This is a genomic window from Nocardioides sp. (genome assembly GCF_050246775.1).
Taxonomy (GTDB): domain Bacteria; phylum Actinomycetota; class Actinomycetes; order Propionibacteriales; family Nocardioidaceae; genus Nocardioides.
In genome coordinates this window covers 632346-652223 of record NZ_JBFWVK010000001.1, presented here as the reverse complement: position 1 = coordinate 652223, position 19878 = coordinate 632346, and the positions used below count along the sequence as shown (strand labels likewise).

Sequence of the window (19878 nt, the reverse complement as noted above, 5' to 3'; positions counted from 1 at the left end):
GGCTGGCTCACAGGGGCGGCAGGATCGGCAGCGAGGTCGTCCTGCTGGGGTCCGGCACGAACTCCTCGCCCGTCCAGCCGGCCACGACGAGGCGGTACTCGGGGGTGTGCTGGTAGCCGCTGTGCGTCATGACCCGTGGTCCCGGATCGCCCAGGGCCTCGCGGGGGACCTCGAGCACCGGCAGATCCAGGACGCTGTCCTCGTCGCTGAAGACCCGGTAGCCCAGGGGATCGGTACGCCGGAACAGGTTCACCCACGCTCCGTGGTTCTCCTCGAGGCGACGACGCAGACTGTGCTCGACCGGTTCGGCGGGGCCGTTGCCGCCACTGACCGGGACGTCGGGAGTGGCGTCGCGCAGCGTGGTCGCGCGGGTGGTCCGGTCGTAGCCGACAGCGCTGGCGCCGAAGATGCACGGGAAGACCCGACCGTAGAGCGCCCGGACCTGGCTGCCGTAGGTGATGATGCGCAGGTGCCGGAGCTCGTCGGCCTCCAACCGGCTGGCCGCAGCCACCACGATCAACGATCCCTGACTGTGACCCGACAGGATCACCCGGTTGCGCAGCTCACCGGTCACCGGGTCCGAGCCGAAGGCCCAGCGCGTCCGATCGATGAGCTCGGGGACGACGCGTTCGGCGTAGCAGGGCGGGGCGAGCGGATGAGCGGCCCGCGGCCAGAACGTGGTCAGGTCCCACAGCACGCCGACCGCCTTGCGGGCGTTCTCCGAGCGCCGGATCTGTGAGCCCAGCAGCACGAGTCCGACCGCCATGGCGGTGACGGCGTACAACGACACCGCGGCCAGGCCGCGGGTCCAGGGCAGCCGGGCCCACGGTGCCTCGCCGGTCGAGGAGGCGGCGATGATCAACAGTGCGATCGGTGCGGTGATGACGCCGATCACGTCGAGGATCCGTTCGGCTCGGTGCGCCAGTCCCGCGCGCTCTCGGGCCCGCGCGCACCTCTCCTTCTCCTGCTCGGGCACCGGGAGGGTCTCGGCCGGGGTGGGTCCGCACAGGTAGGCGCGGATGTCGGAGCCGGCCTTGGCTGCGTAGCGCAGGATGCACCACCCGAGAGCCGCGAGCACCAGCATCAGCCACAGGAGCTGGCCCATCGGGGTCCAGATCAGCACCTGCGGCACCACGAGCGGCTGATGGGGTGGGGTGGTGTTGACGAGTCGGACGGGATGGTCGGGGTCGGGATCGATGGTGAGGGTCGTCGAGGTCAATGCCAGGACGCCGCCCGCTGCGAAGTCCTGGCTCTCCGCGGTGCACGGGGTGCCGGGCTCGGCCAACGGGGCCAGGCAGCTGTCCTCGAAGCTGACCTGGTCGGTGTCGAGAAGCACGGTCAGCGCGGCGTCCACCTCGGTCGTGCCCTGGCTGTAGGTGACCGGGTCCTCCGGGTCCGAGGGCGCCAGGCCCAATCCGGCAACGGTGACGCTTCCCTCGCTGACGGTGAGGGAGCCGTCGTCAAGTTCGAGGACTCCCCTGACGGTGACCGGGCCGGTGGCGGTGAAGGACTGTCCGGCGACCGGGTCGGGGACCGTGGGGGTGCCGGTGACCAGGTCGGCCACCGAGTGCTCGGTGCCGTTGAGATAGTCGGCCGCCGTGATGACGACGCTGGTGCTGAACAACAGGGCGATCCAGGTCCCGGCAGCCAGCAGCACCGAGGCACCGGCGCCCTTCCAGGCGGTGTGGCGGTCCTTGCGATAGCTCCAGTGCCAGCTGATGAGGAGCACCCAGGCCACGGTGACTGCCGCGGAGGCGACCCCGAGGTTGAGGGGCCTGCCGGTCTCCTGGGAGCGGACGAACGCCTCGGCGGCCAGCCCGGCGGAGAGGAACACCAGCAGCACCACGAGGACCGCGGGCAATGTGGGCATCCGGCCCCCCACGAACACGGTGAGGTGCAGGGCGGTGAGCAGAATGAAGACCCCGATGAACCAGACGTTGTGGCCCCAGAAGTCGCCGGACTCGAACGGTGCCGCCGGGAGCTCCTTCGACTGCAGCGAGATCGCTGGGGGCTGGGTGAGCCACAGGGCCGCCACGTGCCCGGCGTACACGCCGAGCGTCAGCATCGTGAGTACGCCGAGCCGCGCCTGGACGTGGGCGCGGACCTGGTCGCCCACCCACAGAGCGCGCGACTCCGTCCAGTTCACCCACCGCCACACGAGCCTGGCTACGGGCCCCTCGGGGCTGGCGGTGACCAGGGGGCGGTGTTCGAGGTCGGTCTCGTGGCTGACGGTGATCAGGAAGACCGTCAGCGCGAGGACGGCCGCGGCCAGCCAGACGCTCCAGGCGACCCCAGGGGTGGCGCTGCGCCAAGGCAGGGCCGGGTGTGATCCGCCGTCGGCGTTGAAGATGACGTGCAACCCCGAGAACATCACCACGGTCGCGATCGCGGCACTGAGGTGCAGCCGCTGCAGGGCTTCGGTGCGGTCTCCGCCGCTCCACAGGCCGGGGACGCGCAGGATGGGCTGACCCTCGGTGACGTCACCGGCCTCGTGCGCGGCGGTGACCGCCTCGTAGCGCATCAGGGTCTTGCGCGAGAGCAGCCACAGCACCCCGATGAGGAGCATGGGGGCCACCGAACCGACGGCCAGCCGCTGCAGAGAGGTCAGGGCGGCCATGAAGTCCAGCTGGTCGGGCAGTCGGCCGCAGCGCACGACGCCGTAGCGATAGCACTGCCACCCGACCATGTCGATGGACACGACACAGGCACCGAGGATCAGGAACACCGTCAGGAGCAGGCCGGAGGTGCGGACCGCGCGGGCTCCCCACCGCGCCTTGCCCTCCGCCGTTCCTACGTTGAGCCGAGCCCAGTAGGCGAGGTTGACGAGCGCGAAGGGCAACAGGAGCAGCCACAGGGCCCGTTTCACCCAGCCGAGCAGTCCCTGCACTCCCGAGGTGAGGGCGCCCCACGAGTAGGCCTCGACGCTGATCGGGAGCTTCTCGGGAGGGCCGGGATGGGGGCAGGACGCGTGGCCGGTCCCGGGCTCCTCCAGCCTGCGGTAGGGCAGGTGCACCCCGTCGCGAGCACGGTAGATCCCGGTCAGCTGATCACCCGCGACCTGCCCGACCTCGCTGTCCCCGAGGCCGAGCATGGCCCCCGGGGAGGTGCCGTGGACGCCGTGGATGCGCAGTTCGACGATCTCCATGGCCGCCTCCTTGGCAAGCAGAGCCCTGCTGGCAGGCTTGCAAAGGTGGGCGGATCTGGCCATGACATGTCTAGGCCACTTCGGTGTCCGGGGTCGGCCCGGCCCCGATCAGCCTTGGTAGACGAACAACGCGCTCGCAGTCCACGACTTGCGGTCGATGGTGGGTCCTGACACTGCATGCGAGGTGTGGGCGACGGGGGCACCCGCAACCGCTCGGTCGGCCCAGGTGGCGCGATAGAGCGTCCCCTTGGCGTTGACGAAGTACAGCGTCTGGCCGGCCAGGAACATGCCGCGCACGCCACCGAAGTGCACGCCGGCGACGCTGCCGCTGGCCACGAGCCGGCGAGTGCCGACGACGTCGCTCTGGGGGTTGAAGTAGCGGTAGAACAGGCTGGTGCTGCCACTGCGGGTGAAGTAGATGCGCCCGGAGTCGTAGAACATCCCGGTCATCTTCTTGATGTCGGCAGCCCACGTGGTCAGGGGGCTCAGCTCGTCGGCGGTGTCGACGAGCACCGGAGCGCCATAGCTGGACCCGTTGAAGGTACGCCGGATGAAGGTGCCGTTGGAGCGCGCCAGGTAGACCTTGCCGTTGATCATGAAGGCGCCGCGGACGTTGCTCCACGTCATTCCGCCACGAGGTGCCGAGGCGGTGCCGCCGGCGGTGTTGCCGGTGAAGCTCCGGCGTGCCAGGGTCTTCCACTTGTCGCTGCCGAGGTAGACATTCGCAGGCAGGACGGGCCGCTTGAGGCCCGCGATCACGGTGCCGCCGGCGCTGGGCATCAGGGCGACACGCTGGCGCACGGCGCCGCCGATCCGGGTGGTGTCCGAGCCGACCCACAGCCCCTGGTCGGTGTGGAGGAAGTCGAAGACGCCGACGCCGCGCGTGCGAGTCGGGTTCCAGCTGTAGGGAAGGCCGTTGGAGGGCTCCAACGCGCCGATGCCCTTGCGTGAGACCGCTCCGGGACCCGGCGCGTTGCTCTTGTAGGCATTGTTCTGCCACCGCATGTGGCCCCCCACGTAGACCACCGAGTCGGTGACCTCCACGGCGTACGTCGTGTCACCGCCGGTGCTGTCGACCCACGTGGGCTGGACGGCGGTGCCGCTGGCGCCGGTCTCGAACCGGGCGGTGGTGTCGCACGGCGACGTCGGGCCGCCGTAGCCGCCCGTGGTCGAGACGACGTAGAACGTGCCGTCGGGGGAGATGTCGAGGTCGCGGAGGTAGGTGTCGAAGGCCTTCGCCCGGCACGAGGGGGTGTAGAAGCTCGTGGCGTAGTTGGCCAGGGTGGCCGAGCTGCCGGTCAGGTTGAGCATGAACAGCTGCGAACGGGTGACGCCGCCGATCTTGGCGAAGTTGCCGATCGCGAGCAGCCGGGTGCCGTCCGGGGTGACGTCGATCTTGGCGACGTTGGTGGTGCCGGCGTTGTGCACGCCGGTGATCGTGGACGCGAAGTACGGCAACAGGGCACCTGTGGTGGGGTCCACCGTGGCCAGCGCCGGGCGGGCCTGGCCCGCGACGGTTGCGAAGTTGCCGGCGACCCAGAGGCGTCCACCGGTCAGGCGGAGATCCTTGACCGCGGCCGGGATCTCGCCGGCGTTGAACGCCGCGGTCACGGCGCCGTCGGAGACCCGGACCTTGGCCAGGCGACTGCGCGTCACACCACCGATCGAGGTGAAGTCACCAGCGACGTAGACCGAGGTGCCGTCGCCCGCTGGCAGGACCACCCGGACAGCAGCGTTGGGTGCCGGGTCGAAGGCGTTGCTGATGATCCCGGTGGTGGCGCTGAAGGCCACCAGCCCGTTGCGCGCCACGGTGGCGTGGCCACCGCTGTCGCGGACCTGCGTGAAGCTGCCGCCCAGCACGATGGTGTCGCCGACCTGGACGATCGAGAGCACCCGACCGTTGAGCACCTGCGGCGTCTTCGCCGCAGGGCTCGCGGCAACCAGGTGCCCCGGTTGCGTGTCGGCGGCTGTGGCCGTCGGCACCGCAAGCATCAGGCTGCCGATCCCCACGAGGGCAGCCAGAGTAAGACGTGAAACGCGACGCATGATCCCCCACCGAATCTTCATCGTTCGAGTGCGCGCAGGAGAGAGCGTGTTGTCCCCCCCGGGCACGATTGCTGGCCAGATTAGCCAGGCCATCGAAGGATTTCGATGGCTCGATCACCCTTGGGGACCCCAGCCTTCCCCGGGCTGGGGTCCCTAGGTGGTGTTCAGTTGTCTTGGATCACCACCGAGAACATGGCCGTCTTGCCGGACGCGACGCTGGTGGTCGAGAGCAGCCCCCCACGGGTGCCCACGTTCACCGCGGAGTCCACGAGGATCCCGCTCGTCGAGCTCGAACCGGTCAGTGCGCCGGTGGACCGCAGGGTCTGCCCGGCCGGTGTCGTCCAGGTCTGACCGCCCGCGGACTTGTCACCGAAGTAGGTCACCAGCCAGGATCCTGGCTGGGTCACCGCCACCGAGGGCGATGTGTGCGACGTGGTGCTGGTCGTCTGCACCGCGGCCGTCGAGGCCGAGATGGATGCTCCGCCGCCACCGCGGTAGGCGCCGAGGGTCAGGTTGGACTTGAGTGCGGAGTTGGTCGTGACGGTGACCGTCGACCCGGCGCTGGCCGCGGTGGCCGTGCGGGTCCAGGCCCGGGCCTGCAGGCCTGAGGTGGTGCTGCTCTGCAGCTCGGTCCAGCCAGCCGGCGCCAGGATGGTGGCCGTCGACTTGTTGGCGGTCATGAAGAGCACCAGCGTGTCCCCGGCCTGGACCCCTGCCGGGATCGTCACCGTGTGCGCTGAGCGGGACCCGTCGGTGTGGTTGGCGCCGACGAAGCTCACCGCAGGTGCGGTCGCCTTCGGGTTCACCTCATGACTGATGGTGCCCGTGGTGCCGGCGGTGTCGGTCACGGTGAGCGTCACCGTGCGGGTGCCGGCCCCGTCGTAGGTGTGGCTCGGCGCTGCCCCGCTGCCGGTCGTGGTGTCACCGAAGTCCCAGTCATAGCTGGCGATGCTGCGACCGAACCCGGCCGAGGCCGAGGCGTCGAAGGTGCAGGTCGGTCCCGAGCAGGAGGCGGTGAACGCGGCCGTCGGCGCCGTACCGGCGTTGGTGCGGTTGGCGTCCTGGTAGATGAACAGCGCCTTGGCCGACCAGGAGTTGCCGTCGATGCCGGGACCCGAGACGGCGGTGCTGCTGCCGGGCACGGGAGCTGCGTTGAAGGGTCCGCCGGTCCAGTCGGTGCGGTGCAGGACGCCGTCCTGGGTGGCCCAGTAGAGGGCGTCGCCGGTGGTGAACATGCCGCGCACCGAGCTGAAGTCCAGGCCCGCGACGCTGTCGCTGGCCACGAACCGCTTGGCTCCGATGACGTCGCTCTCGGGAGTGAAGTAGCGGTAGAACAGCTGGCTCGAGCCGCTGCGGGTGAAGTAGATCCGTCCGGAGTCGTAGAACATGCCGGTGGCCGACTGGATGTCGCTGATCCAGTCGGTCAGCGGGGTGATCCTGCTGGAGGTGTCCACCGCGACGGGGGCGCCGTACGCCGTGCCGTCGAAGCTCTGGCGGGTGAACGTGCCGTCGGCCCAAGCGGTGTAGAGCTTGCCGTTGAGCATGAATGCTCCGCGCACGGTGTTCCAGTTCAGGGCACCGCTGGAGACCTGCGTGGTGGAGCCGACAGTGCCGTTGTTGTAGTTGCGGCGCTGGATGGTGGCACCGGAGGCGGGCGGCACGTTGGTCTGGCGGATCTCGACACCGTTCAGCAACGGGTTCTCCACCACGTGGCTCAGGTCGATGTCGACGTTGCCGTCACTGGTGATGGTGAAGCTGCGCACGAACCCGACGTCGTGCCCCTTCTCGGCCACCAGGTCGAGGTTGGTGATCTTGCGGGTTCCGTCGATGTCGACGTTGAAGATCCGCTGGCCGACCCCTGCGGTGCAGGAGCACCGGTTGGCGAAGTAGAGGTTCACCTGGAGCGGGGTGCCGGCTGTGACCGGGAAGTCCCACTGCTCCTCGGGGTCGCCGCCGCCGTCCCACAGCTCGGTGCTGAACACCTCGCGCGGGGTGCCGGCGGGAACGCTGGCGTCCAGGGTCGGGACGGTGCCGTAGCCGGCTCGGTTCATACCGCCGTTGTGGTAGGGGCTCGGCGAGGCATCGGTGTCGGCCGCCCAGTCGATGCCGGTGTCCGCAGGCAGGCTGGGGCCGGCGGCATTGACCCGGTAGAGCACGCTCGGGTCGGTGGCCTGGCCGCCCTGGCCGGCGAGGTAGATGTCGTTGGGCAGGGTCGGGGTGGTGATGGCCGGGATGGTGGTGCCGTTGGCGGGCATCAGGGCGATGCGGGCGCGGGCGGAGCCGCCGATGCCGGAGGTGTCCGAGCCCACCCAGAGGCCCTGCGAGGTGAAGAGGAAGTCGAAGACGCCGACCCCGCGGGTGCGGGTGGGGTTCCAGGAGAGCGGGAGCCCGTTGATCGGGTCGAGGGCTGCGATGCCTTCGCGGGACACGGCGCCGGGGCCGGGGGTGTCACCGGCGAAGGAGTTGTTCTCCCAGCGCATGTGGCCGCCGACGTACACGGCCGACGGGGTGACCTCGACGGCGTACGTCGTGTCGCCACCGGTGGTGTCGACCCACGAGGCGCGCACGTCGGTGCCCGTGGCGTTGGACTCCCAGCGCGACTGGGTGTCGCACGGCGAGTCCTGGCCTCCGTAGGCCCCGGTGGTCGTCAGCACGAAGAAGCTGCCGTCGGGGGAGAAGTCGAGGTCGCGCATGTAGGTGTCGAACGCGCCTGCCGCACACGGCGGGGCGTAGAAGGTGGTGTTCCAGTCGGCGACCGCGGCGCTCGCCCCGGTCAGGTCGAGCATGAAGACCTGCTGGTGGACGACGCCCGCCAGCTCGTTGAAGTTGCCGATCGCGACGAGCTTGGTGCCGTCGGGGCTGATGTCGATCTTGTTCACGCTGGTGACGCCGGAGTTGTGGATCCCGGTCACGGGCAGCGTCATGTAGGTCTGGGCGGCACCGGTGAGCGGGTCGAGGGTCGTGAGCGCGCCCTGGGTGCCCTTGCCGACCTTCGTGAAGGTGCCGGCCACCCACAGGCGGCCGTTGCTCAGCCGGAGGTCCTTGACGGTGGCGGGGATGGTGCCGGCGTTGAAGGTCGTGAGGACCGCGCCGTCGGAGACGCGCACCTTGGCCAGCCGGGTCTTGCTGACTCCGCCGATGGTCGTGAAGCTGCCGCCCACGTAGACCGAGGTCCCGTCGGCGGCGGGCAGCACGACGGTGACCTCACCGTTGGGGGCCGGGTTGAACGTGGAGCTGATCTGGCCGGTGGTGGCGTTGAAGGCCACCAGACGGTTGCGGGTGATCGCGGTCTGGTTGGACCCGCTGGGCTTCACCGAGGTGAACGTGCCGCCCAGGATGATCTGGTCGCCGACCTGCACGATCGAGTTGACCGCCCCGTTCTGCACCCCTGGTGTGAAGGTGGCCGGGGTCGCGCTGACCAGCTTGCCCTCGGGCGAGCTGACCGCGGTGGCTGCCGGGGTGGACACGAACAGCAGCCCGGACAGCGCCATCAATGCGCAGGCGGACAGAGAGAGATACCGACGGATCATGAAACGTCCCCACGTTTGGTGCAGCCGCGAGGACGGACCCCCCGGCCTCACCTTCGAAGGTACGTAAGGCCCTCCACCAAGACCATGACCCACCCTCGCCTGTTCATCGCGCTCAATTGACTAGACGACCCCAGGGCCTCGGTAAGGGACATGAGGACTACGCCCCCTGGAAGAGGAACAGTGCCCGCGCCACCCAGGAGTTCTGGTCGATCCCGGGCCCCGAGACGTTGGTCGCGGTGCCGGCCACCGGCGCGCCGGACTGGGCTCCGGTCACCCAGTTCGCCCGGTGCAGGACACCGTCGGGGGTTGCCCAGTAGAAGGCGGTCCCGGTGGTGAACATGCTGCGCACCTGCGTGAAGTCGACTCCGGCCACCCCGGAGCTGGCCACCAGCCGCTTGGCACCGACCACGTCGCTCTCCGGGGTGAAGTAGCGGTAGAACAGCTGGTTCGAACCGCTGCGGGTGAAGTAGATCCGACCGGAGTCGTAGAACATGCCCGTGGACTGCTGGATGTCGGTGGCCCAGTCAGTCAGTCGCACGATCTCGTCGGAGGTGTCCACCGCCACGGCAGCGCCGTACGAGGTGCCGTTGAAGCTGCGCCGGGTGAAGGAGCCGTCGGACCAGGCGGTGTAGAGATTGCCGTTGAGCATGAAGGCCCCCCGGACGTTGCTCCAGGTCAGGCCGCCGGTGGGAGCGGCGCTGGCGGCCCCGACCGTCGTGCCGTTGTAGCTGCGCCGGGTGAGGCTGGATCCCGTGGTGCCGGCGGCGTAGACGTCGGTGGGCAGGGTCGGGGTGTTGATGGCCGGCACGATGGTCCCGGCCGCGGGCATGAGGGCGATACGGCTGCGGGTGACGCGGCCGATCACCGTGGTGTCGGAGGCGACCCAGAGGCCTTGGGAGGTGAAGAGGAAGTCGAACACGCCGACTCCGCGGGCGCGGGTCGGGTTCCAGGAGTAGGGGAGCCCGTTGATCGGGTCCAGGGCGGCGATGCCGCTGCGCGAGACGGCACCGGCGCCGGCTCGGTCGCCGGCGAACGGGTTGTTCTGCCACCGCTGGTGGCCACCGACGTACACCGCGGTCGGGGTGATCTCGACGGCGTACGTCGTGTCGCCGCCGGTGTAGTTCACCCAGGACGGCACCAGCGTGGTGCCCGTGGAGGCGGTCTCGAAGCGAGCCGTGGTGTCGCAGGGGCCTTCGGAGCCGCCGTACGCGCCCGTGGTCGAGATGACGTAGAAGCTGCCGTCGGGGGAGAAGTCCACGTCGCGCATGTAGCTGTCGAAGGCCCGTGCTGCGCAGGGCGGGGTGTAGAAGGACGTCGCGTGGTTGGCCAACGAGGCTGCTGCGCCGCTCAGGTCGAGCATGAACACCTGGGCTCGGTTGCTGCCGTTGACCTGGGCGAAGTTGCCGACGGCGATGAGCCGGGTGCCGTTGGGGGTGATGTCGATCTTGCTGACCCGGGTGGCGCCGGAGTTGTGGACCCCGGTGATGCTGGCTCGCATGTAGGGCTGGAAGGCGCCGCTCGTGGGGTCGACGGTGGCCAGGACGGCCTGCGCCTGCCCACCGACCCGGGTGAAGGAGCCGGCGAGCCAGAGGCGCCCGCCGGCGAGGCGGAGGTCGCGGACCGCCCCGGAGACGGTGCCGGGGTTGAAGGCGCCGACGACCGCGCCGGTGGCCACATCGACGCGGGCGACCCGACTCCGGTTGACGCCGCCGATGGCGGTGAAGGCTCCCCCGACGTAGACCGAGGTGCCGTCACCGGTGGGCAGGACGACGTTGACCGCGCCGTTGGGGGCCGGGTTGAAGGTGGTGCTGATCTGTCCGGTGGTCGCGTTGAAGGCGAGTACGCCGCGCCGGGTGAGCACCGTCTGGCTGCCGTCGTTGCGCGCTTGGGTGAAGGTGCCGCCGAGGATGATCATGCTGCCGACCTGGACGACTGAGTTCACTCGGCCGTCGAGCACGTGCGGCGTGCCAGTCGCCGGGGTGGCGCTGACCAGTTGACCCTGTGGTGAGTTCACCGCCGTCACCGTGGGGCTGGTCGCGAGCAACAGCCCGCAGACGGCGAGGATGAGGGAGAGGACGATCCTGCAGGCATGACGCATGGGAGTCACCGACCAGAAGACGTGCACGACCCGGAGGCACGGGCTTTGCATTCGACAGTAGGTCTGCCCGATCGGGCATCACCATGGTCTAGTCGGGCCACGTCGCCCGGGTCAGGGGTCCACTGGGGGCGCTCCTCGGGTCAGACCTTGCGCAGCACCGCCGTGACCTTGCCGAGGATGCTGGCGTGGGTGCCGTCGATCGGGTCGTAGGCGGGGTTGTGGGGCATCAGCCACACCTGTCCGTCCTTCTTCTTGAACGTCTTCACGGTGGCTTCGCCGTCGAGCAGTGCAGCCACGATGTCGCCGTTCTCGGCGTGCTGCTGCTGCTTGATCACCACGTAGTCGCCGTTGCAGATGGCTGCGTCGATCATCGAGTCGCCGGACACCTCGAGCAGGAACAGGGTGCCCTCGCCGACCAGCTGCTTGGGCAGCGGGAAGATCTCACCGATCTGCTCCTCGGCCAGGATCGGACCACCGGCTGCGATCCGGCCCACCACGGGGACGTAGGTGGCCGCAGGCATCGCATCACCGACGCCCGTCTCGTCGAAACCGTGGTCGTCACTGGCCCCGATGGAGCGGCGCGCGGCCATCACCTCGGGCAGGAAGACCTCGATCGCGCGAGGACGGTTGGGGTCGCGACGGACGAACCCCTTCTCCTCCAGGACCCGCAACTGGTGCGACACGCTCGAGGAGCTGGTCAACCCCACCAGCTCGCCGATCTCGCGCATGCTCGGCGGGTAGCCGCGGTTCTCGATGTTGTCGCGGATGACGCTGAGGATGCGCTGCTGGCGCGGGGTCAGGCCAGTCGCGTCCGGCGGACCGTCGGGGAGCTCGCTGACCTTGGCCATCGGCGTCTTGGCTGCCGATGAGCCGCCCGTGATGGTCCCGTCACTGCCAGAAGTCGTCATGGCTGCACGCTAGACCGAATCGCCCGCCCGTTCAAACATCTGTTCGAACGGCGTGTCGTCCCCGGACGGGGGTCCAGGGGGGGGGTGGTTCATCAAGGTATGCAGCCGAACCTCCACTGACCGTGGTGAGTTGGACATGGGCAGTGGAGGTTCGTCGACATCCCATGATGAAACTGATCGGTCGTGGGGCTCGAGGGCCCGACACGCCCGTCGAACAGATGTTCGGGTGGTGCTTGATTTGTTCGAACACATGATCTAACTTCAAACATGTGTTCGATCGAACGTGTGATCGAGCGGTCACTGGATCCGATTGTCGGTGGTCGCCGATAGACATGTCTCGAGAGCAGATCCCCTTCCCCGGAGGTTCCGATGAGCAGCATGACGATCACCCCGCAGTTCCGCGCACCGACTTCGACCGTTCGCCTGACCCGTCGTGGTCGGCTGGTCGTTTTCCTCGTGTCTCTGGTGCTGGTGCTTGCCACGGCGTTCATCCTGCTCGGTGGCGCTTCGATGGCCACTGACAAGGCCGGGACCCCGGAGCCGACGACCCTCGTGATGGTGGGTGATGGTGACACCCTGTGGGACATCGCCTCGACCGTCGCGGCCGACGGTGAGACCCAGGCGATGGTGCAGCGCATCGAGAGCCTCAACCATCTCGACTCCTCCATGCTGATGGCGGGCCAGCAGTTGCTGGTGCCAGCGGAGTAGTCCCCAGACTCCTGCCGGTCGCTTCGACCCCGACCGGTGGGTGACAACTGAATACGCAGGGGAAGACGAGGACCGCAGAGCTTGGGGAAGCGCCTGCGGTCCTCGTTCCTATTTCATGGCTTCTATCGACGGTGCGTGGCGGGCGGCCTCACTCAGCAACAACTGTGCCGCTGTGTACGTCGCCATCACGAGACGCTCCATCCCAGGGGGCGGGTCCTCGATCAAGAACATCCGGGCGCCCAGGATGGCATCGGACAGCAGGAACAGCGCGGCTCCGGCCATTGCCAGCCTGCGGCTGTCGGCGCGCACTGCCGGTCCCAGGCGAATGGCGCTCACCAGGGTCGTGGTCAGGGTGGCGGAGTAGGCCACGACCGCGATGGCGAGCTTGGGGTCCTTGCGTGCGGCGGCCAGCGCGACCGCGGGGGTGCTGGCCGCCCAGATGCCGGCCACCAGCATCACGCCGCGTTCCTCGCGCAGTGCTCGCCGGGTCCGGCGCAGCCGATGGAAGCCCGTGATGTAGGCACCATGGCCGACGGCGAACGAACCAGCGCCTGCGAAGAACGCGGCCTCACCGTCCCTCAGCAGCGCCACGTCACCACCCCAGCCGAACGCCTGGGCGAGCAGCGTGGTGCGTCGCAGCGGCGACGGCCGCTCCGGTGCCGAGGTGAGAAGGGAGGCGGTGAGCAGCGGCATCAGCGCGGGTTTGGTGAGGCGGCGCAGGCGGTGGCTGCGCGGCGTACTCATTCCGGACAGCCAGGTGTCGGCCGCGGCCACGCCCACGTAGGCGGCGGTCAGCGCGCGAGAGGTGTGCTGCATTCCCGAAACGTAACCTGCCCGCTAATCTGCGGCTCGTGGCAGGCTATTCGGGCACCCCGTTGCCCCAGAAGATCGGCGTCAAGGATGGCCTGGTGGTCTTCCTCGACAACGCCCCTGAGTCCCTCGAGCTCACCGCGACCCATGCCCGGCTGCCGCGGCAGTTCGATGTCGCCCTGACCTTCCACACCTCCCGGGCGACGCTGACCCGCCGCCTTCCCCTGTTGATCGACCGGATGAGCACCACCGGGATGATCTGGGTGTGTTGGCCCAAGAAGGCCAGCAAGGTGCCCACCGATCTCAGTGACGACTTCGTGCGCGTGCACGGACTCTCGCTCGGCGTCGTCGACGTCAAGGTCGCCGCGATCGACGAGGTGTGGTCCGGGCTGAAGTTCGTACGGCGCCTCAAGGACCGGTAGCGGCGACCGGCTCACAGGAGGGTGCGACTGCTCCTGCCGGCCTGTGCATCGGTGCCGCCGTCAGGCTTGGGTGCCGCAGGGGAGTCCTCCTCCGTGCGCGGCTTCGTGCCGGCGAGGTAGCCGGCGATCGTGCCGAGCAGCGTGAACAGCGCACTCATGTTGGGGTTGTCGGCGGCCACGATGACGATGGCGATGAGAGCGATCGCGGACAGGGCGATGAGAGCCGAGACCTTGAGGTACGACGCGAAGACGAGGCCCCGGTCGGCCACCGTGCCCGGCGCGGGAGTCCTGCCCAAGCCGACGGTGAGCGCCATGGACACCAGGCCGAACACCAGGAACGCCAGGACCAGACCCGTGATGAACTTCCACATCGTGTCGCTGGCGGTGGAGGACTCGCTCGACGGGACCTTGAGGTCCTTCACGATCCACGAGACGGGCACGTTCTTGGTGGGTGCCCGGCTCAGGAAGATCGTGAAGCTGTCGTTCTTCGCGTCGATCTTCGTGCGCCGCACCAGGGGCGCCTTGGCGCCGGGCTCGGGTGCGACCGTGGTTGCGGCCACGCTGCTGGTGGAGGTCAGGTCGGCTGTCAACGTGACGGTCGCGCGTCGCTCCTGAGGGCCGACCGTGACGATGCCGGTGAGGGTCGTGGGTTCGTCGTCGGCCGTATCGCTCGTGAAGCTGCAGCCCGCGGTCGACGCCACGGCCGCGAGGACCAGCAACAGGGCGAACAGGCGCCAGGTCCTGTGTGATCCCGACGGTGCAGGTCCGAGTGGCTGCATCACATGCTCCTGACTGCCGCACTGAAGGTTGCGATGTTCCACAGTCCCGCAGGATGGGGGACCAGGTGCAATGACCCCATCGGGTGGCTTTTGGTGTCCAGCCCGATTCGTCCGACTCAGCGTTTGGCGCGTCGTCCGCCGGGCGGCGGTGGTGCGCCGGCGGGCCCGGGGTTCAGCACCCGCAGGAGGCGTACGACGAGCAGCAGGCCCACGAACAGGCAGGTGATCGCCCCCAGGGAGGCGACGCCGAGGAAGACCCAGGCGCCCGAGTCGCCGGCACGCGCCGTACGTCCGAAGTCGATGGCCGCCCAGACGAGGTAGCCCCAGGCGACCAGGCACAGGGTGGTGCCCAGGGCCAGCAGGAGGAGGCGTCGGTTGTTGCGCGGCAACTGGACTGCGGCGGAGCCACTGGGCTCGGCTCGGCGCGCTCCTGCGTGCTTGCCCGACCCCTCACTCATCACCCCATTGTGACCGATCCTCCGGACCACGCGTGACACCGGTGCGACACGCCCTCGGAGTGTTCTCGACACGCCCGGATTCACCACCCATCTGTGGCCTGACCTGCGGTTTTGTCGAGGTGCAGAAAAAGTCGGCCTCGTTTCCCCGATCTGCTTGCCAAGCCTTGTGGTGGGCACGTACGGTTACCACTACATCTAGTAGTTACACGGATGTAGTTATCCACATCTAGTTCACAGAGCAAGGGTGGAAGACTCACAGGTTGCTGGTTGTTATACACATCAGGGCCACAGTTATCCACAGGCACACCCCATAGCCGGAGGTGTCCTGGGGGGCCATTTGAGCGCGCGTGAGGAGGCGGCAACGATGCACTGCCCGTATTGCCGCAACACCGACACCCGCGTGCTCGACAGCCGGGTCTCCGACGATGGCGGCGCGATTCGCCGCCGCCGTACGTGTCCGGTGGACAACGGCGGCTGTGGGAAGCGGTTCAGCACCGTGGAGCAGATGCAGCTGACCGTGCTCAAGCGCTCCGGCGCGACCGAGCCGTTCACTCGCGAGAAGGCAATCTCGGGGGTTCGCAAGGCCTGCAAGGGTCGCCCGGTGACCGAGGATCAGCTCGCCTGCCTGGGGCAGGACGTGGAGGACGTGTTGCGCGCGGAGGGCTGGGCCGAGGTGCCTGCCCACGAGGTCGGGCTGGCGATCCTGGGCCCGCTGAGCGCGCTGGACGAGGTCGCCTATCTCCGCTTCGCGTCGGTCTACCGGGCCTTCGAGTCCGCCGAGGACTTCGAGACCGAGATCCGCAAGCTCCGCAACCCCGTCGAGGCCGAACTGTCGGTGCTCGATGACACGCTGGTCTCCACCAGCGGATAACCACAGACTGCCCGGCACGTAGTGGGGAAGCTGCGTGCCGGGCACACCACCCCTTCGGGGTCGAACCTTCCTCAGTTCGAAACGTCGTCGGTGCTCGAGTTCCTCGAGACCACCACAGCACAGCCCCACAGCCGGTTTGAAGTGAAAGAGGAGACATGACGGAAACGGTCGGTCAGCACACGGACCAGTCAGCAGACACCCAGGTCGGGGGTGGGCTCACGATCGAGCGCGTCTTCAGCACCGACGGCGTTCATCCCTATGACGAGATCACCTGGGAGCGACGCGACGTCGTCCAGACCAACTGGAAGACCGGCGAGACCGTCTTCGAGCAGCGCGGCGCCGAGTTCCCCGACTTCTGGTCGGTCAACGCCTCCACGATCGTGACGACGAAGTACTTCCGCGGGGCCGTCGGCACCGATGTGCGTGAGTGGAGCCTGAAGCAGCTCGTCGACCGGGTCGTGAAGACCTACACCAAGGCCGGTGTCGAGCACGGCTACTTCGCCACCGTTGCTGACGCCGAGGTCTTCGAGCACGAGCTCACCTGGCTGCTTGTGCACCAGTACTTCTCCTTCAACAGCCCGGTCTGGTTCAACGTCGGCACGCCGTCGCCGCAGCAGGTCAGCGCCTGCTTCATCCTTTCGGTCGACGACTCGATGGACTCGATCCTGAACTGGTACAAGGAAGAGGGCTTCATCTTCAAGGGCGGCTCCGGCGCCGGCCTCAACCTCTCGCGGATCCGTTCCTCGAAGGAGCTCCTCTCCTCCGGCGGCACGGCCAGCGGCCCGGTCTCCTTCATGCGCGGTGCGGACGCCTCCGCCGGGACCATCAAGTCCGGTGGGGCCACCCGCCGTGCGGCCAAGATGGTCGTGCTGGACGTCGACCACCCCGACATCGTCGAGTTCGTCGAGACCAAGGCCAAGGAAGAGGACAAGATCCGGGCCCTGCGTGACGCCGGGTTCGACATGGACCTCGGTGGCGCTGACATCACCTCCGTGCAATACCAGAACGCCAACAACTCGGTGCGGGTCACCGACGAGTTCATGCGGGCTGTCGAGGACGGCACGTCCTTCGGGCTGCGGGCGCGCGGGACCAACGAGGTCATCGAGACCGTCGACGCTCGGGAGCTGTTCACGAAGATCTCCGAGGCTGCGTGGGCGTGCGCCGACCCGGGCCTTCAGTACGACGACACGATCAACGACTGGCACACCAACCCGGAGACGGGCCGGATCACGGCGTCCAACCCGTGCTCGGAATACATGTCGCTGGACAACTCCTCGTGCAACCTGGCCTCGCTCAACCTGTTGAAGTTCCTCAAGGACGACAACACGTTCGACGCGCCGCTGTTCGCGAAGGCTGTCGAGTTCATCATCACCGCGATGGACATCTCGATCTGCTTCGCCGACTTCCCGACCGAGCCGATCGCCAAGACCACCCGTGACTACCGCCAGCTCGGCATCGGGTTCGCCAACCTGGGTGCGCTGCTGATGGCCACCGGCCTGGGCTACGACTCCGACGGTGGGCGGGCGATGGCTGCCTCGATCACCTCGTTGATGACCGGCCAGTCCTACAAGCGGTCGGCCGAGCTCGCCGCGATCGTCGGTCCCTACGCCGGCTACGCCCGCAACGCCGAGGCCCACAAGCGGGTCATGCGCAAGCACCAGGCTGCCAACGACACCGTGCGCACCCTGAGCAGCGACGACGCTGCCGTCCTGGCGCTGGCGACCGAGGTGTGGGCCGACGTGCAGGAGCTGGGCGCTGCCAACGGCTTCCGCAACGCCCAGGCATCGGTGCTGGCTCCGACCGGCACGATCGGCTTCATGATGGACTGCGACACGACCGGCATCGAGCCGGACTTCTCGCTGGTCAAGTTCAAGAAGCTCGTCGGTGGCGGATCCATGCAGATCGTCAACCAGACGATTCCGCGGGCCCTGGTCAAGCTGGGCTACCAGCCGGAGCAGGTCGAGGCGATCGTTGCCTTCATCGGCGAGAACGGCCACGTCATCGACGCGCCCGGTCTCAAGCTGGAGCACTACGAGATCTTCGACACCGCCATGGGCGCCCGCTCGCTGAAGCCGATGGGTCACGTGCGGATGATGGCCGCCTGCCAGCCGTTCCTGTCGGGTGCGATCTCGAAGACGGTCAACCTGCCGGAGTCGGCCACGGTCGAGGAGATCGAGGACATCTACCTGCAGTCGTGGAAGCTGGGCCTCAAGGCCACTGCGATCTACCGCGACAACTGCAAGGTGGGCCAGCCGCTGTCCTCGGGCAAGGGCGAGAACAAGGGCACCGACTCCAACGCCGCGGAGGCTGAGGCGGTCGAGACCAAGGTGATCGAGAAGGTCGTCTACGCCCCGACCCGCAAGCGGCTCCCGAAGTCGCGCCAGTCGCGCACCACGTCGTTCACGGTGGGCGGCGCCGAGGGTTACATGACCTCCGGTGCGCACGATGACGGCCAGCTCGGCGAGGTGTTCCTCAAGCTCGGCAAGCAGGGCTCGACCCTGGCGGGCGTGATGGACGCGTTCTCGATCGCGGTGAGCATCGGCCTGCAGTACGGCGTCCCGCTGGAGACCTACGTCTCGAAGTTCACCAACCTGCGCTTCGAGCCGGCTGGTCTGACTGATGACCCCGACGTGCGGATGAGCCAGTCGATCATGGACTACATCTTCCGCCGCCTGGCCCTCGACTACCTGCCCTTCGAGTCACGCGCCGGTCTGGGCATCTACTCGGCCAGTGAGCGTCAGCGTCACCTGGAGACGGGTTCGTATGAGCCCCTCGAGGTCAGCGAGGCGGAGTCGCTGAAGTCGGAGCCGATCACCGTCGAGCTGATCGACGACCTGGTGGCCGAGGCGACAGAGGTCGTCGAGGCCACGGAGGCCGGAGTGAAGGCCGCCCCGAAGCAGGTGCACACCAGCGCGGAGCTGATGGAGAAGATCACCGGCACCGCGGTCGACTCCCCGCTGTGCTTCACCTGTGGGACGAAGATGCGTCCGGCTGGTTCCTGCTACGTCTGCGAAGGCTGCGGGAGCACCAGCGGCTGCAGTTGATGTCGAATCTCACGGCCGTGTCACCGGATTCCCCAGTTCCTGTCACCGTCATCTCATAAGGGTGTCACTGGGATTCTCACGGACGCTGTCCCCGCTTCGGTGGGGCAGCGTCCGTGTGCGTGTGCGTGGGGGTCGGGAGCGAATCGCGGCGGCTGTTGTCGCGAGGGTGGGGTCTCGAGGGTTCGGCGTGCATCAGGCACGCGGCGCAAGACAGGTCTCGACAGCGGGGCGGCTCACCTGAGTTTCGATGCCCGGGGTCCCAGCCGCTGGATCTACGGACGCTTCGACCACGCGTGATCGAGGGACCAGGTCGCCTATCGGCATCGTCTTCGACGCGGGGAACGAGCGCTCCCTGCCCGGAGCCATAGCGTGAGTTAGCTGAGGGTGACCGACAGTGTCTGGGCGTCGTCTTCCTTGTGACTCGGTGATGCGCTTCTGTGGTGCCGTTCGACTCGACGGGACATCCACCGGAAGGCCCAGACATGGAGTCGACCGGAGCGGGATGCAGTCCTGCGGGAGTTCATGTGTCGTCCAATACCCGTTGTAGAACACAACCAATAACCTTTTGCAATGTGAGTCAATGATTCTGCCCTGAGGTATAGCGGTGCAATTCGACATTGCACTCTTGGGAACAAGCGGAGGTTTCGGACAAAAATGACTTACGCCGATAGCGCGAAGAGGGTTGACCTGCAGGTTTGCGTAATGCAAGGCTGCGGGCCGCACTTGGATCTAAGTGCGCTTTCGGATGAGTTGCGGGGGATACTCAAATGCAGACTCGAACACGAGAATTAGCCACATGTGCGGTCATTCTCGGTTCAATTGCGGTGGGCTTCGCAGCGCCGGCCTTCGCCGCAACCTGCCGGCGTTCGACTCGACCTGGGGCGAGGAGCGCATCAACTGCACTTCATACAACGACTCTGTCTACTCCGCCTCCAACCCGGTGACGGACGACTACCACTTCGACATCAACGGCATGGGATACGCGTGGTGCTCAGGTGGCACATGTGCCTACAACGTGACGACGGTCAATAGCGTCAAGATCTGGTGGTAGCCGCCAGG

General features: G+C 67.8%; 13 protein-coding genes. 5 read left to right on the top strand and 8 right to left on the bottom strand.

Annotated features, from left to right (window positions below):
- Positions 1 to 7: 7 nt before the first annotated feature.
- From AB7I40_RS03150 to lexA, 5 genes are all read right to left on the bottom strand, one after another.
- Complete coding sequence (locus tag AB7I40_RS03150; protein ID WP_428343590.1) at positions 8 to 3145, bottom strand: hypothetical protein; 3138 nt, start codon at positions 3143 to 3145, stop codon at positions 8 to 10.
- 108 nt (positions 3146 to 3253) lie between these two features.
- Positions 3254 to 5191, bottom strand: a complete 1938-nt coding sequence (locus AB7I40_RS03145; protein WP_428347914.1) for a hypothetical protein — start codon at positions 5189 to 5191, stop codon at positions 3254 to 3256.
- 164 nt (positions 5192 to 5355) lie between these two features.
- The gene (locus tag AB7I40_RS03140; protein ID WP_428343588.1) at positions 5356 to 8721 is read right to left on the bottom strand and encodes a PKD domain-containing protein; all 3366 of its coding nucleotides are present in this window, start codon (positions 8719 to 8721) and stop codon (positions 5356 to 5358) included.
- Between the two features lie 157 nt (positions 8722 to 8878).
- Positions 8879 to 10819, bottom strand: coding sequence for a hypothetical protein (locus AB7I40_RS03135; RefSeq protein ID WP_428343587.1), 1941 nt, complete (start codon positions 10817 to 10819; stop codon positions 8879 to 8881).
- A 140-nt stretch (positions 10820 to 10959) separates the two neighbouring features.
- On the bottom strand, positions 10960 to 11727 hold the full coding sequence (lexA, locus tag AB7I40_RS03130; protein ID WP_428343586.1) for a transcriptional repressor LexA: 768 nt from the start codon (positions 11725 to 11727) through the stop codon (positions 10960 to 10962).
- Between the two features lie 369 nt (positions 11728 to 12096).
- On the opposite strand from lexA, the gene AB7I40_RS03125 reads away from it, so the two are divergent.
- A complete protein-coding gene (locus tag AB7I40_RS03125) occupies positions 12097 to 12435 on the top strand; it encodes a LysM peptidoglycan-binding domain-containing protein (protein WP_428343585.1) in 339 nt (112 codons plus the stop codon).
- A gap of 108 nt (positions 12436 to 12543) precedes the next feature.
- On the opposite strand, the gene AB7I40_RS03120 is transcribed toward AB7I40_RS03125, so the two are convergent.
- Positions 12544 to 13251, bottom strand: a complete 708-nt coding sequence (locus AB7I40_RS03120; protein WP_428343584.1) for a lysoplasmalogenase — start codon at positions 13249 to 13251, stop codon at positions 12544 to 12546.
- 35 nt (positions 13252 to 13286) lie between these two features.
- On the opposite strand from AB7I40_RS03120, the gene AB7I40_RS03115 reads away from it, so the two are divergent.
- Positions 13287 to 13667, top strand: a complete 381-nt coding sequence (locus tag AB7I40_RS03115; protein ID WP_428343583.1) for a DUF3052 domain-containing protein — start codon at positions 13287 to 13289, stop codon at positions 13665 to 13667.
- 11 nt (positions 13668 to 13678) lie between these two features.
- Here AB7I40_RS03115 and AB7I40_RS03110 read toward each other — a convergent pair whose 3' ends face one another.
- Complete coding sequence (locus tag AB7I40_RS03110) at positions 13679 to 14446, bottom strand: hypothetical protein (RefSeq protein WP_428343582.1); 768 nt, start codon at positions 14444 to 14446, stop codon at positions 13679 to 13681.
- Positions 14447 to 14562: 116 nt separating this feature from the next.
- Positions 14563 to 14904 carry a hypothetical protein gene (locus AB7I40_RS03105; protein WP_428343581.1) on the bottom strand — a complete coding sequence of 114 codons (342 nt, stop codon included), beginning with the start codon at positions 14902 to 14904 and terminating at the stop codon, positions 14563 to 14565.
- A 364-nt stretch (positions 14905 to 15268) separates the two neighbouring features.
- On the opposite strand from AB7I40_RS03105, the gene nrdR reads away from it, so the two are divergent.
- From nrdR to AB7I40_RS03090, 3 genes are all read left to right on the top strand, one after another.
- The gene (nrdR, locus tag AB7I40_RS03100; protein WP_428343580.1) at positions 15269 to 15775 is read left to right on the top strand and encodes a transcriptional regulator NrdR; all 507 of its coding nucleotides are present in this window, start codon (positions 15269 to 15271) and stop codon (positions 15773 to 15775) included.
- 155 nt (positions 15776 to 15930) lie between these two features.
- Positions 15931 to 18819, top strand: coding sequence for a vitamin B12-dependent ribonucleotide reductase (locus AB7I40_RS03095; RefSeq protein ID WP_428343579.1), 2889 nt, complete (start codon positions 15931 to 15933; stop codon positions 18817 to 18819).
- Positions 18820 to 19615: 796 nt separating this feature from the next.
- The gene (locus AB7I40_RS03090; protein ID WP_428343578.1) at positions 19616 to 19870 is read left to right on the top strand and encodes a hypothetical protein; all 255 of its coding nucleotides are present in this window, start codon (positions 19616 to 19618) and stop codon (positions 19868 to 19870) included.
- Positions 19871 to 19878 lie beyond the last annotated feature (8 nt).